Source organism: Vulcanococcus limneticus LL (assembly GCF_943369875.1).
GTDB lineage: Bacteria > Cyanobacteriota > Cyanobacteriia > PCC-6307 > Cyanobiaceae > Vulcanococcus > Vulcanococcus limneticus_A.
This window is the reverse complement of sequence record NZ_CALROT020000007.1, coordinates 182,252-194,617: the sequence shown is the minus strand read 5'-3', so window position 1 is coordinate 194,617 and position 12,366 is coordinate 182,252. Positions and strand designations below refer to the sequence as shown.

At 71.4% G+C, this 12,366-nt stretch carries 12 protein-coding genes and 1 pseudogene; 8 read left to right on the top strand and 5 right to left on the bottom strand.

Annotated elements, in window-relative coordinates:
• Nucleotides 1-15: 15 nt before the first annotated feature.
• Nucleotides 16-156: pseudogene (locus ACLV7J_RS10020) on the top strand (YihY/virulence factor BrkB family protein); the annotation flags it as partial.
• Between the two features lie 61 nt (nucleotides 157-217).
• Here the strand turns inward: ACLV7J_RS10020 and ACLV7J_RS10015 are convergent.
• Entirely contained in the window at nucleotides 218-2,761 is a 2,544-nt protein-coding gene (locus ACLV7J_RS10015; protein ID WP_411868954.1) for an ATP-dependent Clp protease ATP-binding subunit, read from the bottom strand.
• A 180-nt stretch (nucleotides 2,762-2,941) separates the two neighbouring features.
• Complete coding sequence (gene rimI, locus ACLV7J_RS10010; protein WP_411868953.1) at nucleotides 2,942-3,511, bottom strand: ribosomal protein S18-alanine N-acetyltransferase; 570 nt, start codon at nucleotides 3,509-3,511, stop codon at nucleotides 2,942-2,944.
• A gap of 58 nt (nucleotides 3,512-3,569) precedes the next feature.
• Here rimI and lysA point away from each other — a divergent pair, with 58 nt between their 5' ends.
• From lysA to ACLV7J_RS09975, 7 genes are all read left to right on the top strand, one after another.
• Nucleotides 3,570-5,015, top strand: coding sequence for a diaminopimelate decarboxylase (gene lysA / locus ACLV7J_RS10005; RefSeq protein WP_411868952.1), 1,446 nt, complete (start codon nucleotides 3,570-3,572; stop codon nucleotides 5,013-5,015).
• A 90-nt stretch (nucleotides 5,016-5,105) separates the two neighbouring features.
• The gene (locus ACLV7J_RS10000; RefSeq protein ID WP_411868960.1) at nucleotides 5,106-5,924 is read left to right on the top strand and encodes a diadenylate cyclase; all 819 of its coding nucleotides are present in this window, start codon (nucleotides 5,106-5,108) and stop codon (nucleotides 5,922-5,924) included.
• Complete coding sequence (locus ACLV7J_RS09995; RefSeq protein WP_411868951.1) at nucleotides 5,921-6,715, top strand: isoprenyl transferase; 795 nt, start codon at nucleotides 5,921-5,923, stop codon at nucleotides 6,713-6,715. Before ACLV7J_RS10000 ends, ACLV7J_RS09995 begins: the two co-directional genes overlap by 4 nt.
• Nucleotides 6,716-6,798: 83 nt before the next feature.
• The gene (gene bioB, locus ACLV7J_RS09990; protein ID WP_411868959.1) at nucleotides 6,799-7,752 is read left to right on the top strand and encodes a biotin synthase BioB; all 954 of its coding nucleotides are present in this window, start codon (nucleotides 6,799-6,801) and stop codon (nucleotides 7,750-7,752) included.
• A gap of 22 nt (nucleotides 7,753-7,774) precedes the next feature.
• Entirely contained in the window at nucleotides 7,775-8,728 is a 954-nt protein-coding gene (locus ACLV7J_RS09985; RefSeq protein ID WP_411868958.1) for a rhodanese-related sulfurtransferase, read from the top strand.
• Complete coding sequence (locus ACLV7J_RS09980; RefSeq protein ID WP_411868950.1) at nucleotides 8,725-9,717, top strand: DUF952 domain-containing protein; 993 nt, start codon at nucleotides 8,725-8,727, stop codon at nucleotides 9,715-9,717. Before ACLV7J_RS09985 ends, ACLV7J_RS09980 begins: the two co-directional genes overlap by 4 nt.
• Nucleotides 9,714-10,262, top strand: coding sequence for a hypothetical protein (locus ACLV7J_RS09975; RefSeq protein WP_411868949.1), 549 nt, complete (start codon nucleotides 9,714-9,716; stop codon nucleotides 10,260-10,262). The genes ACLV7J_RS09980 and ACLV7J_RS09975 overlap by 4 nt, the downstream gene beginning before the upstream one ends.
• Here the strand turns inward: ACLV7J_RS09975 and ACLV7J_RS09970 are convergent.
• From ACLV7J_RS09970 to recR, 3 genes are all read right to left on the bottom strand, one after another.
• The gene (locus ACLV7J_RS09970; RefSeq protein ID WP_411868948.1) at nucleotides 10,179-10,688 is read right to left on the bottom strand and encodes a hypothetical protein; all 510 of its coding nucleotides are present in this window, start codon (nucleotides 10,686-10,688) and stop codon (nucleotides 10,179-10,181) included. The genes ACLV7J_RS09975 and ACLV7J_RS09970 overlap by 84 nt on opposite strands.
• Before the next feature lie 87 nt (nucleotides 10,689-10,775).
• Nucleotides 10,776-11,693, bottom strand: a complete 918-nt coding sequence (gene lipA / locus ACLV7J_RS09965) for a lipoyl synthase (RefSeq protein ID WP_411868947.1) — start codon at nucleotides 11,691-11,693, stop codon at nucleotides 10,776-10,778.
• 28 nt (nucleotides 11,694-11,721) lie between these two features.
• Entirely contained in the window at nucleotides 11,722-12,291 is a 570-nt protein-coding gene (gene recR, locus ACLV7J_RS09960; RefSeq protein WP_411868957.1) for a recombination mediator RecR, read from the bottom strand.
• Nucleotides 12,292-12,366: the final 75 nt, after the last annotated feature.

The window sequence follows — 12,366 nt, the reverse complement described above, 5'->3', positions numbered from 1 at the left end:
TCCAGGGCTCCTCGTGTGGGTGTCCGCCACACCGTGAAGATCGGCTGGTGGGCCTATCGCCTCTGGGACCGCCAGGACTGCATCGACCTCAGCGCCGCCTTTGCCTACCACAGCCTCCAGTCCTTCTTTCCGGTTCTGCTCATTGCGCTCGGTGTTCACCCATAAAAAAGGGGGCCCGATCAGGGCCCCCAGGGAAGGTTGGCTAGGAATCTGCTGGTCAGACGCCGCTGCCGGCCAGTTCGGGAATGGCCACGGCGCCCTGCTTGCGGATCACCACCTGCTTGTCGTCGTTGACATCGACCACGGCAGAGTCGCCCTCGCCGATGCGACCGCTGAGGAACTCCTCGGCCAGGGAATCTTCCAGGAGGCGCATCACGGCCCGACGCAGGGGACGAGCCCCGTAGCTGGGGTTGTAGCCCTCTTCCACAAGACGCTCCTTGAAGGCCTCGGTGACGGAGAGATGGATGCCCTTCTCGGCCATGCGACCAAAGACTTCCTTGAGCATGATCTCGGCGATCTCCTTGACCTCGTCGCGGCTGAGCTGACGGAAGACGATGATCTCGTCGAGGCGGTTGAGGAACTCGGGGCGGAAGTACTGCTTCAGCTCTTCGTTCACCAGCGAGCGGATGCGGTTGTAGTTGGTCTCCTCGGCGTCGCCACCGCCGAATTCGAAGCCAAGGCCGCCGCCACCTTTCTCGATAACTTTCGAACCGATGTTCGAGGTCATGATGATCAGGGTGTTCTTGAAATCCACCGTGCGGCCCTTGGAATCGGTCAGACGACCGTCTTCCAGCAGCTGCAGCAGCAGGTTGAACACATCGGGGTGGGCCTTCTCGATCTCATCGAACAGCACCACGGTGTAGGGCCGACGGCGTACGGCTTCGGTGAGCTGGCCGCCCTCGTTGAAGCCCACATAGCCCGGAGGCGAGCCGATCAGCTTGCTGACCGTGTGGCGCTCCATGAACTCGGACATGTCGAGGCGGATCATCGCCTCTTCGCTGCCGAAGAAGTAGGCCGCCAGCGACTTGGTCAGTTCCGTCTTGCCGACGCCGGTGGGGCCGGAGAAGATGAAGCTGGCGATCGGCCGGTTGGGGTTCTTCAGACCCACCCGGGCGCGGCGGATGGCGCGGGACACGGCCTTCACGGCTTCGTCCTGACCGATCAGGCGCTGGTGGAGGGTCTCCTCCATGTTCAGCAGCTTGACGGACTCGCTCTCGGTGAGCTTCTGAACGGGCACGCCGGTCCAGGAGGCCACGATGTGGGCGATGTCCTCTTCGGTGACGACCGGGTTGCGGTCGACGGCCGGCAGTTCAGCCACGGCCACTGCGGCCTCGCCTTCGACCTCCGCGCCGCCTTCCGCCGCGGCGGGTTCTTCCTCCTTGCGGGACTGCAGGATGGAGCGGATCTGCTCGCGCAGCTCCACTTCCTTGTCGCGCAGTTCGCCGGCCTTGCCGAAGTCCTGTTCGCGGACGGCGTCGTCCTTCTGCTTCTGGATCTCCCGCAGCTGCTTGTCCACTTCCTTGGCGGCAGGGGGCAGCTTGGAGTTCATCAGCCGCACGCGGCTGCCGGCCTCGTCGATCAGGTCGATCGCCTTGTCCGGCAGGAAGCGGTCGGAGATGTAGCGATCGCCCAGGGTGGCGGCGGCGATGAGGGCCTCGTCGGCGATCTTGAGGCGGTGGTGGGCCTCGTAGCGCTCCTTGAGACCCCGCAGGATCTCGATGGTGTCGTCCACCGACGGCTCACCCACCATCACCGGCTGGAAGCGGCGCTCCAGGGCCGCATCGCGCTCGATGTGCTTGCGGTACTCATCGAGGGTGGTGGCGCCGATGCACTGCAGCTCGCCGCGGGCCAGGGCGGGCTTGAGGATGTTGGCGGCGTCGATGGCGCCTTCCGCCGCACCGGCCCCGATCAGGGTGTGCACCTCGTCGATGACGAGGATCACGTTGCCGGCGCTGCGGATCTCCTCCATGATCTTCTTGAGGCGCTCCTCGAACTCACCCCGGTACTTGGTGCCGGCCACCAGCAGGCCGATGTCCAGGGTGAGAACGCGCTTGTCCTCCAGGATGTCCGGGATGTCGCCGGAGTTGATGCGCTGGGCCAGGCCCTCGGCGATGGCGGTCTTGCCGACGCCGGGCTCGCCGATCAGCACCGGGTTGTTTTTGGTGCGGCGCCCGAGGATCTGGATGACGCGCTCGATCTCGTGCTGGCGGCCCACCACCGGGTCCAGCTTGCCGTCGGCGGCCTGCTGGGTGAGGTTGCTGCCGAATTCGTCGAGGGTGGGGGTCTTGGTGGAGCCCTTGCTGCCGCCACCGGAGCTGACCTCCGCGGTCTCGCCCAGCATGCGGATCACCTGGGTGCGCACCTTGGCCAGGTCCACGCCGAGGTTCTCAAGCACCCGGGCGGCGACGCCTTCGCCCTCGCGGATCAGGCCCAGCAGCAGGTGCTCGGTGCCGATGTAGTTGTGGCCGAGCTGGCGGGCCTCCTCCAGGGAGAGCTCCAGCACGCGCTTGGCTCGGGGGGTGAAGGGGATCTCCACGGCCACGAAACCGGAGCCGCGGCCGATGATCTTCTCGACCTCGACCCGGGCGTCCTTGAGGTTGACCCCCATGGACTTGAGGACTTTCGCGGCCACACCGGTGCCCTCGCCGATCAGGCCCAGCAGGATCTGCTCGGTGCCGACGAAGTTGTGGCCGAGGCGGCGGGCCTCCTCCTGGGCCAGCATGATCACCTTGATGGCCTTCTCGGTAAACCGCTCGAACATGGGGCGGTGCCTTTTGCGGGTGTCACCAACCTATCAGGGTTGGACGGTGGTGTGTGGTTGCGGCGGCCACGGGGGCAAAGCCGCTGCGGCGCAGCTGGACTGCCCAGGTGTTTCCAACAATTCAAGCGCCTGAACTTTCGGTTCTTCGCATCAAAAAATGGCGGCAATCCGCACAGCCGCTCAGCGGTCGCCGGAGGAGGCCTCCCGCCCGATTCGCCGCCATTGGATCAGGGCGTCCTGGCCGTTGCGGTAGTAGCGGCGACGGACCCCTGCGGTCTGGAAGCCCAGGGCGCCATAGAGGGCCTGGGCCGCCCCGTTGTCGGCCGCGACCTCCAGGGTGGCGTGGCAGGCTCCGCGCCCCACGGCTTCGGCCAGCAGGGCCTCCAGCAGCCGGCGGCCCAGGCCGCCGCGGCGATGGGCCGGATGCACGGCCACCACGGTGATGTGCAGCTCGTCCACCACCAGCCAGCCGCAGGTCAGCCCCACCAGGGCCGGCCCCTGCCAGAGGCCGAGGCCGGGGCGCTCCGCCGCCGCCAGCTCCGTGTGCCACTGCTGGGCGGACCACAGTCCCCCCAGGGCCGTGCTGTCGAGGGCCAGGCAGGCCTCGAGATCCGCCGGGGTCAGCGGTGACAGCCGCAGGCCGGAGGGGGCCGCTGCCCCTCGGGCCGGGCCATCCGCCGCCGCATCCCGGGCCGCCCCCTGCGCCGGCGTGGCCGCGGGCTGGGCTGGCGGACCGGGTTCGCTGGGCACGGAAGGCAGGCCGGGTGCTGCCTACGATTGTGAACTTGTTCTGTCACACGGCCCCGCGATGAGCAGCAGCACGGCCAGCGCCCCCTCCGGTGCCGCGATCAGCGCCGATGCCGCCGGCGCCGGGCCCGGAACCCCCGCAGCGTCCTCCGCTCCCCGCCCGTTCGAGGCCGACCGGGATGTGGACAGCCCCAACCGCAACCTGACCCCGCTCACCACCCGCCTCGACGCCCGGGGCCAGCTGGAGGTGGGCGGCATGGCCCTGGGGGAGCTGGCCCGCCGCTACGGCACGCCCCTCTACGTGCTGGATGAGGCCACCCTGCGGGGCACCTGCGCCGCCTATCGCGACGCCCTGGCGGCCCACTACCCCGGCCCTGCCCTGGCCCTCTATGCCTCCAAGGCCAACAGCAGCCTGGCGATCACCGCCCTGGTGGCCTCCGAGGGGCTGGGCCTCGATGCCGTGTCGGCCGGCGAGCTGCTCACGGCCCTGGAGGGCGGCATGGCCCCCGATCGGATCGTCTTCCACGGCAACAACAAGTCCGTTGAGGAGCTGGCCCTGGCGGTGCAGCACGGGGTCACCGTGGTGGTCGACAACTGGTTCGACCTGGAGAACCTGGCGGCCCTGGCGCCGGCGGCCCCGGTGACCCTGATGCTGCGCTTCACCCCCGGCATCGAGTGCCACACCCACGAGTACATCCGCACCGGCCACCTCGACAGCAAGTTCGGCTTTGATCCCGACCAGCTGGAGCCGGTGCTCCGGCACCTCGCCGGCTGCCCCTGGGCCCGCCTCACCGGTCTGCATGCCCACATCGGCTCCCAGATCTTCGAGCTGCAGCCCCACCACGACCTGGCGGCGGTGCTGGCCGATGCCCTGGCCCTGGCCCGCTCCCTGGGCCATCCGGTGAGCGACCTGAACGTGGGCGGCGGCCTCGGCATCCGCTACGTGGCCAGCGACGATCCGCCGTCGATCCAGCAGTGGGTGCGCACCGTGGCCGAGGCGGTGGTCGCCGCCTGCCGGGAGCGCGACCTGGAGCTGCCCCGGCTGCTCTGTGAACCGGGGCGTTCCCTGGTGGCCACCGCCGGCGTGACCCTCTACACGGTGGGCAGCCGCAAGGAGATCCCCGGCATCCGCACCTATCTGTCGGTGGATGGCGGCATGAGCGACAACCCGCGGCCGATCACCTACCAGTCGCGCTACACGGCGCTGCTGGCGGAGCGGCCCGAGGCCGAGGCCAGCGAGACGGTGACCGTGGCCGGCAAGCACTGTGAATCCGGCGACGTGCTGCTCAAGGACCTGGCCCTGCCGCCCGCCACCAGCGGCGACGTGCTGGCTGTGTTCGCCACCGGGGCCTACAACGCCTCGATGGCCTCCAACTACAACCGCATCCCCAGACCGGCCGCCGTGCTGGTGGCCGATGGCCGGGCCGATCTGGTGCAGCGTCGCGAGCGGCCGGACGAGCTGCTGCGTTACGACGTCCTGCCGGAGCGGCTGCGGCCGGTAGCCTGACCCCGAGCAGGGGGCAGGTCAGCAGTGTTTGGGCTTGGGCCGTTGGATCTGCGGCTGCTGCTGGATCTGCTCTTCGCCACGGGCCTCGGCATGGTGCTGCTGGCCCGGGTCAACGAGCCCCGCACCCTCTGGCTGCTGCGGGGCTATCTCACCCTGGTGGCCCTGGCCTGGGTGGTGCAGCGCTTCGCCGACCTGCCGCTCACCAGCAAGCTGGTGGATGCCCTGGTGCTGGCCTGCAGCCTGGCCCTGGCCATCCTCTGGCAGGGGGCGCTGCGGCGCCTGATGGAACTGCTGGGAACCGGCCGGCTCGATGTGCTCTTCGGCAGTCGCCGGGCCGATCAGCTGGCCTCGGGCTCGGTGGCTGTGCTGAGCGAGGCGGCCGGACGGCTGTCCCAGCTGCGGCGCGGTGGCCTGATCGTGCTCGATCTGGGCAGTGACCTGCGCCCGGAGGACTTCCTGAATCCCGGCATCGCCCTCGATGCCCAGCTCTCGGTGGATCTGCTGCTCAACCTCTTCGCCCAGGACACGCCGCTCCACGACGGGGCCGTGCTGGTGAAGGACAACCGCATCCTCTCGGCGGGGGTGATCCTGCCCCTGTCGCGCCACCAGGGCCTGAACCGCTACGGCACCCGCCACCTGGCGGCCCTGGGGATCACCGAGCGCTTCGATCGCTGCCTGTGCATCGTGGTGTCCGAGGAGACGGGCACCCTGTCGCTGGCGCGCCAGGGCCGGCTGGAGCGGCCGATCACCAGCAGCCGCCTGCAGGAGCTGCTCAGCGACGCCGTGGTCAAGAGCTCCGGCAAGGGTTCCGCCAAGGCCGCCGCCAAGGCCAGCACCAATCCGGCGTCCCGGTTGCCTTCGGTCAGTGGGCGTAGCGTGGCGGCGGATTCGCCCGATCGTCATCCATGAGTCGCGCCCTGGCGACCTCCGATCCATCCCAGGGGAGTCGACCCGCGCTGCAGGCCCTGCCGGCGGACCTCGATCCGACCCGGCTGCCGGCCCATGTGGCCGTGATCATGGACGGCAACGGCCGCTGGGCCCGGCGCCGCAACCTGCCGCGGGTGATGGGGCACCGTGAGGGCGTGGAGGCCCTCAAGCGCACCCTGCGCCTCTGCAGCGACTGGGGCATCGGCGCCCTCACCGCCTACGCCTTCTCCACCGAGAACTGGAGCCGTCCGGGGGAGGAGGTGAGCTTCCTGATGGCCCTGTTCGAGCGGGTGCTGGCCCGAGAACTGGAGGCCCTGGACCGGGAGCAGGTGTGCATCCGCTTCCTGGGCGACCTGCAGCAGCTGCCCACCGGTCTGCAGGAGCTGATCGCCAAGGCCGAGGCCCGCACCGCCTGCAACACCGGCATTCACTTCAACGTCTGCACCAACTACGGCGGCCGCCGCGAGCTGGTGCGCGCCGCCCGCCGCCTGGCGGAGCAGGTGGCCCGCGGCGAGCTCGATCCTGCGGCGATCGATGAGACCGCCTTCGCCGCCGAGCTGCACACCGCCGGCGAATGCGACCCCGACCTGCTCATCCGCACCAGCGGTGAGCACCGCATCAGTAACTTCCTGCTCTGGCAGCTGGCCTATGCCGAGCTGCACGTCACCGATGTGCTCTGGCCCGACTTCGACGCCGAGGCCCTGACCCGGGCCCTGCTGGACTACCAGGGCCGCCAGCGCCGTTTCGGCGGCGTCGATCCCGTCTCCCCCTGATCGCCCCCGCCTTGATCGCCACCCCCGCCCACCGCGCCAGCACCGTCGCCGACGCCACGCCTGAATCCTTGCCGGCGCCGCCGATCCGCCACGACTGGACGGTGGCCGAGATCCAGGCGCTGCTGGAGCTGCCCCTGATGGATCTGCTGTGGCAGGCCCAGGCGGTGCACCGCGCCGCCAACCCCGGCTACCGGGTGCAGCTGGCCTCGCTGCTGAGCGTGAAGACCGGCGGCTGCGAGGAGGACTGCGCCTACTGCCCCCAGTCGCTGCACAACAGCAGTGACGTGACGGGGCGGCCCGAGCTGGAGGTGGAGCCGGTGCTGGCCCGGGCCCGGGCCGCCAAGGAGGCCGGGGCCCACCGCTTCTGCATGGGCTGGGCCTGGCGCGACATCCGCGACGGCGCCCCGTTCGAGGCGATGCTGCAGATGGTGCGCGGGGTGCGGGAACTCGGGCTGGAGGCCTGCGTGACCGCCGGCATGCTCAGCGACAGCCAGGCGGCGCGGCTGGCGGAGGCCGGCCTCACCTCCTACAACCACAACCTCGACACCAGCCCCGAGCACTACGACCGGATCATCACCACCCGCACCTACCAGGAGCGGCTGGAAACCCTGGCGCGGGTGCGGCGGGCCGGCATCTCCATGTGCTGCGGCGGCATCATCGGCATGGGTGAGAGCACCACGGATCGGGCCTCGCTGCTGCAGGTGCTGGCCAGCCTCGACCCCCACCCCGAGAGCGTGCCGATCAATGCCCTGGTGGCGGTGGAGGGCACGCCCCTGGAGGACCAGCCGCCGGTGGATCCCCTGGAGCTGGTGCGGATGGTGGCCGTGGCCCGGATCCTGATGCCCACCAGCCGGGTGCGGCTCAGCGCCGGCCGCGAAACCATGAGCCAGGAGGGCCAGGTGCTCTGCCTGCTGGCGGGCGCCGATTCGATCTTCTACGGCGACACCCTGCTCACCACGGGCAATCCCGACGTGGAGGCCGACCGCGAGCTGCTGGCGGCGGCGGGCGTGAACCCTTGGCTCGATCCCTGCAGCTGAGTCCGCCATGACTGACTCCGCCATGACCGTGCAGGTGGCGGCCTTCTACGGCTTCGCGGCGATGGACGGCCTGCCGGCGCTGCGGGCCGACCTCAAGGCGCTGGCGGAGCAGGGGGGTGTGCGGGGCACGATCCTGCTGGCGGAGGAGGGGGTGAACGGCACCATCAGCGGGCCGACGGCCGGGGTGGAGCGGGTGCTGGCGCGGCTGCGGGCCCTGCCGGCCCTGGCGGGGCTGGAGGCCAAGCTCAGCTGGGCGCCGCAGCCGGTGTTCCAGCGGCTCAAGGTGCGGCTCAAGCGCGAGATCGTGACCATGGGCTGTCCCACGGTGAAGCCGGCCGACCAGGTGGGCACCTACGTGGCCCCCGAGCACTGGGATGCGCTGATCCGCGATCCGGACACCCTGCTGATCGACACCCGCAACGCCTACGAGGTGGCGATCGGCAGCTTCGAGGGGGCCCTCGATCCCGGCACCGCCAGCTTCCGGGAGTTCCCCGCCTGGGTGGAGCGGGAGCTGCGTCCCCTGGTGGAGCAGCGCCGGCCCCGGGCGATCGCGATGTTCTGCACGGGCGGCATCCGCTGCGAGAAGGCCACCTCCTACCTGCAGCAGCAGGGCTTTGACGGGGTGCATCACCTCCAGGGCGGGATCCTCAAGTATCTGGAGGAGGTGCCGGAGCAGGGCAGCAGCTGGCGGGGGGAGTGCTACGTGTTCGACCGGCGCGTGAGCGTGAACCACCGGTTGGAACCCGGGAGCTACAGCCTCTGCCATGCCTGCGGCCTGCCCCTCTCGCCGGCCGATCAGGCCCTGCCCAGCTACCGGGAGGGGGTGAGCTGTCGCCACTGCCTCGAGCGCTTCAGTGACGCCGATCGGGCGCGCTTCGCCGAGCGTCAGCGGCAGATGGAGCGGGCCAGCGCCGGCGGGGATGGCTCCCTCGGGGTGGCGCAGGCGGCTGTGGCGGGGGGAGGCCACGAGCCGTGACCAGCTGCGCCGGGGCGCTGCCGATCCTCTACAGCTTCCGGCGCTGCCCCTACGCCATCCGGGCGCGCCTGGCGATCGAGGCCTCCGGGCTGCTGGTGGAGCTGCGGGAAGTGGACCTCAGGGGCAAGCCCACGGACCTGGTGGCCGCTTCCCCCAAGGGCACCGTGCCCGTGCTGGTGCACCCCGATGGCCGCGTGCTGGAGGAGAGCCTGGCGGTGATGCGTTGGGCCCTGGCCCAGCACGATCCGGGCGACTGGCTCCGCCAGGGCCCGGAGGCGACGGCGAGTGCCGAGCGCCATCGCAGCGCCGACCTGATCGCCCGCAACGACGGGCCGTTCAAGGCCCACCTCGACCGCTACAAGTACGCCAGTCGCTATCCGGATCTCGACCCTCGGGAGCACAGGCAGGCGGCCCTGGCGATCCTGAAGGAGTGGAACGGGCTGCTGGAGGCCGGCGGCTGGCTGCTGGGGGAGCTGCCCTCCCTGGCCGACGTGGCCGTGCTGCCCTTCGTGCGCCAGTTCCGCCTGGCCGATCCGGCCTGGTTTGATGCCCTGGAGGAGCTCGCCGCGCTGCAGGCCTGGCTGGGCCGCTTCCTGGACAGTCCTGAGCTGGCGGTGGCCCTGGCGCCCGTGGCCCCGTGGCGGCCGGGGGATCCCCAGGGCCTGTTCCCGCCCCATCGCCGCCTGCATCACCTGGCCCTGGCCAGTGAGTGGGAGCAGGCCCGGCGCGATGGCAGCTATGTGCGCTCAACCTGGGGCCAGAGCCTGGAGGCGGTGGGCTTCATCCACGCCAGCTTCGAGCACCAGCTGGCGGCCACCCACGCCCGCTTCTTCGCGGGGGCGCCGCCGTTGCTGCGCCTGGAGATCGATCCCGCCAGGCTCCGCGCCCCCCTGGCCCTGGAGTGTGCTCCGGGCGGCCACGAGCTGTTTCCCCACATCCACGGGCCCCTGAACCTGGACGCCGTGGTGGCGGTGGAGTCCTATCCATGACCACCCCTGACCTCGTCCCCGCCGTGGCTGATTCTGAGCTGACCCTGGAAGCGATCGAGGCCCGGGCCGATCGGCGGGGCCTGCTGTTGCGGCTGCGGGCCCCCCGCCGCCTGGGGGTCTGGGGCCTGCAGGTGGTGGTGGCCCGGCCCCGGCCCGGCCGCTCGCCCCTGCTGCTGGGCGAACTGAAGGGCTGGGCGATCCCCACGGCGGCGGGCCTGCGGCTGGACACCCTGCGGGTGCAGGGGGAGGGCAGCCATGGCGTGGGTGCCCTGATCTGGGCCGCCACCTTCGCCTGGGCCCTGGAGACCACCCCCTGCCGCCGGGCCCGCCTGCTGGCCATCCGCGACGCGCCGGAGCAGCACCGGCGCCTGGTGCGCTACTTCGAGCGGCTGGGCTTCCGCGCCGAGCGGGAGCTGGGGGCCGGGCCCCTGGATCTGGGGCCGCGGCTGCTCTGGGGCGGCTCAGGGCTGCTGATGGAGGGCGACTGCGCCGGCGGGTTGCGGTGTTGTGCGCGATGGCTGGGTGTCCGGCCCGGCGCCGGCTGAACCCGGCGACACTTCAGCGGCGGCTTCTCCGGCAGATGTGGTGGTGCGCGCCTGCGGGGGCCACTCCTGGGGAGCGAAGCTGCGGATCCAGCCGGCCCCCGGCGAGGGGCAGTGCCAGCTGCAGATCACGACGCGACGGCAGGGCGGGCCATGCAGGCCCACCAGGTAGCGCTGGCGCACCTGGGACCAGCTGGGGGTCGCCACGCGCCTGGCCCCCGACAGCTGCCTCAGCTGCTCCACCAGGCCGGCCGCCAGGGCGTCGGGCTGGTCGGCGGGCGGGCCCGTGGACTGGTCGGCGTGCTGGTCGGCAGCGCAGCGGAGCGGGGCGAGCAGGCTGGCCGGGTGGTCGAGCCCCTGGGGCAGCCACCAGTGGTCCTGCTCTCCCGTGGCGACGGAGAGCACGGAGACGATGGCGCCCTGGCCCATGGCAGATCGATGCGGCTGTTCGACCAGTGCCACCCCCGTTCCATCCGGCCCGGGCGGGCCAGACCCGCAGGCCCTGGGCCCCCGCGCTCAGTCCAGCTCGCCGGCGTGGTAGCTGCTGCGCACCAGCGGGCCGCTGCGCACCTGGGCGAAGCCGAAGTCCCGGGCGATGGCGCCCAGGGCCGCAAACTCCTCCGGGCTCCAGTAGCGGGCCACGGGGATGTGGGCCACGGAGGGGCGCAGGTACTGCCCCAGGGTGAGCCGTTGGCAATCCACGGCCCGCAGGTCGCGCAGGGCCTGCACCACCTCCTCGAAGCCCTCGCCCAGCCCCAGCATCAGGCCGCTCTTGGTGGGGATCCCAGGCGCCAGCTCCCGGGCGGCGGCCAGCAGGCCGAGGGAGCGCCGGTAGGTGGCCCCGCGGCGCACCTCGCCCTGGAGCCGCTCCACGGTTTCCAGGTTGTGGTTGAAGCACACCGGCGCCGCCGCCAGCACGGCTTCCAGCCGTCGCCGCTGGGCCGCCAGCCCCTCCGCTTCATCGGCATGGCCGCCCCAGAAGTCCGGGGTGAGCACCTCGATCGCCACCTGCGGGTTGCGGCGGCGAATCGCCGCCATGGCGCCGGTGAACAGGCCGGCGCCGTGGTCGGCCAGGTCGTCGCGGGCGACGGCGGTGAGCACCACGTAGCGCAGGTCCAGGGCCTGCACCGCCTCCGCCACCCGCTCGGCCTCGGCGGGATCGAACGGCGTGGGGGCGCTGCCCTTCTCCACCTGGCAGAAGGCGCAGCTGCGGGTGCAGATCGGTCCGCCCAGCAGGAAGGTGGCGGTGCCGGCGGCGTAGCACTCGCCGCGGTTGGGACAGCGGCCCTCCTCGCAGATGGTGTGCAGCCGCTGCTGCCGCACCACGCCCTGCACGCCCTCCAGCTGGGAGGCGTTGCCGATGGGTGCCCGGATCCAGGCGGGCAGGCGCTCGGCCGGGGGGATGGCGCTGTAGCGGGTCGATCGGGGGGCCATGGCCGGCGGGCGGGGTGGCGCGTGGGGGTCAGCCCATGGGCCGGCGCCCCTCCAGGGCCCGGGCCAGGGTGACCTCATCGGCGTATTCCAGTTCGCTGCCCACCGGCAGGCCATAGGCGATGCGGCTCACCTGGGTGAAGGGCTTGAGCAGCCGCGCCAGGTAGAGGCTGGTGGTGTCGCCCTCCACGCTGGGGGTGAGGGCCAGGATCACCTCCTCGATGCCATCGCGGTCGACCCGCGCCACCAACGGCTGGATCTGCAGCAGTTCCGGACCCACCCCATCCATCGGCGAGATCAGGCCGCCGAGCACGTGGTAGCAGCCCTTGAACTCGCGGGTGCGCTCCAGGGCCAGCAGGTCGCGCGAGTCGGCCACCACACACAGCACGCCGGTCTGGCGGGTCTCGTTGCGGCAGATCTCACACAGCGGCTCGGCCGACAGGTGGAAGCAGCGCTGGCACTGGCCCACCTGGCTGCGGGCCGCCAGCAGCGCGTCGGCGAAGGCCTGGATCTGCTCGCTGGGCTGGCGCAGCACGTGCAGGGCCAGGCGCTGGGCCGTGCGCGGACCGATGCCCGGCAGCCGCTCGAACTGGTCGATCAGGCGGGCCAGGGGGCGGGTGAAGCCGCTCAGGGCGCTGCTGCGGATGACCGGAATCTAGGGGCGCTGCCGCGGCGC

What these genes read in the sequence shown, in the direction of transcription:
- ACLV7J_RS10015 (WP_411868954.1), bottom strand. Translation starts at nt 2,761, where the DNA reads ATGTTCGAGCGGTTTACCGAGAAGGCCATCAAGGTGATCATGCTGGCC.
- lysA (WP_411868952.1), top strand. Translation starts at nt 3,570, where the DNA reads ATGAGCAGCAGCACGGCCAGCGCCCCCTCCGGTGCCGCGATCAGCGCC.
- ACLV7J_RS10000 (WP_411868960.1), top strand. Translation starts at nt 5,106, where the DNA reads ATGGTGCTGCTGGCCCGGGTCAACGAGCCCCGCACCCTCTGGCTGCTG.
- ACLV7J_RS09995 (WP_411868951.1), top strand. Translation starts at nt 5,921, where the DNA reads ATGAGTCGCGCCCTGGCGACCTCCGATCCATCCCAGGGGAGTCGACCC.
- ACLV7J_RS09985 (WP_411868958.1), top strand. Translation starts at nt 7,775, where the DNA reads ATGACCGTGCAGGTGGCGGCCTTCTACGGCTTCGCGGCGATGGACGGC.
- ACLV7J_RS09975 (WP_411868949.1), top strand. Translation starts at nt 9,714, where the DNA reads ATGACCACCCCTGACCTCGTCCCCGCCGTGGCTGATTCTGAGCTGACC.
- ACLV7J_RS09970 (WP_411868948.1), bottom strand. Translation starts at nt 10,688, where the DNA reads ATGGGCCAGGGCGCCATCGTCTCCGTGCTCTCCGTCGCCACGGGAGAG.
- lipA (WP_411868947.1), bottom strand. Translation starts at nt 11,693, where the DNA reads ATGGCCCCCCGATCGACCCGCTACAGCGCCATCCCCCCGGCCGAGCGC.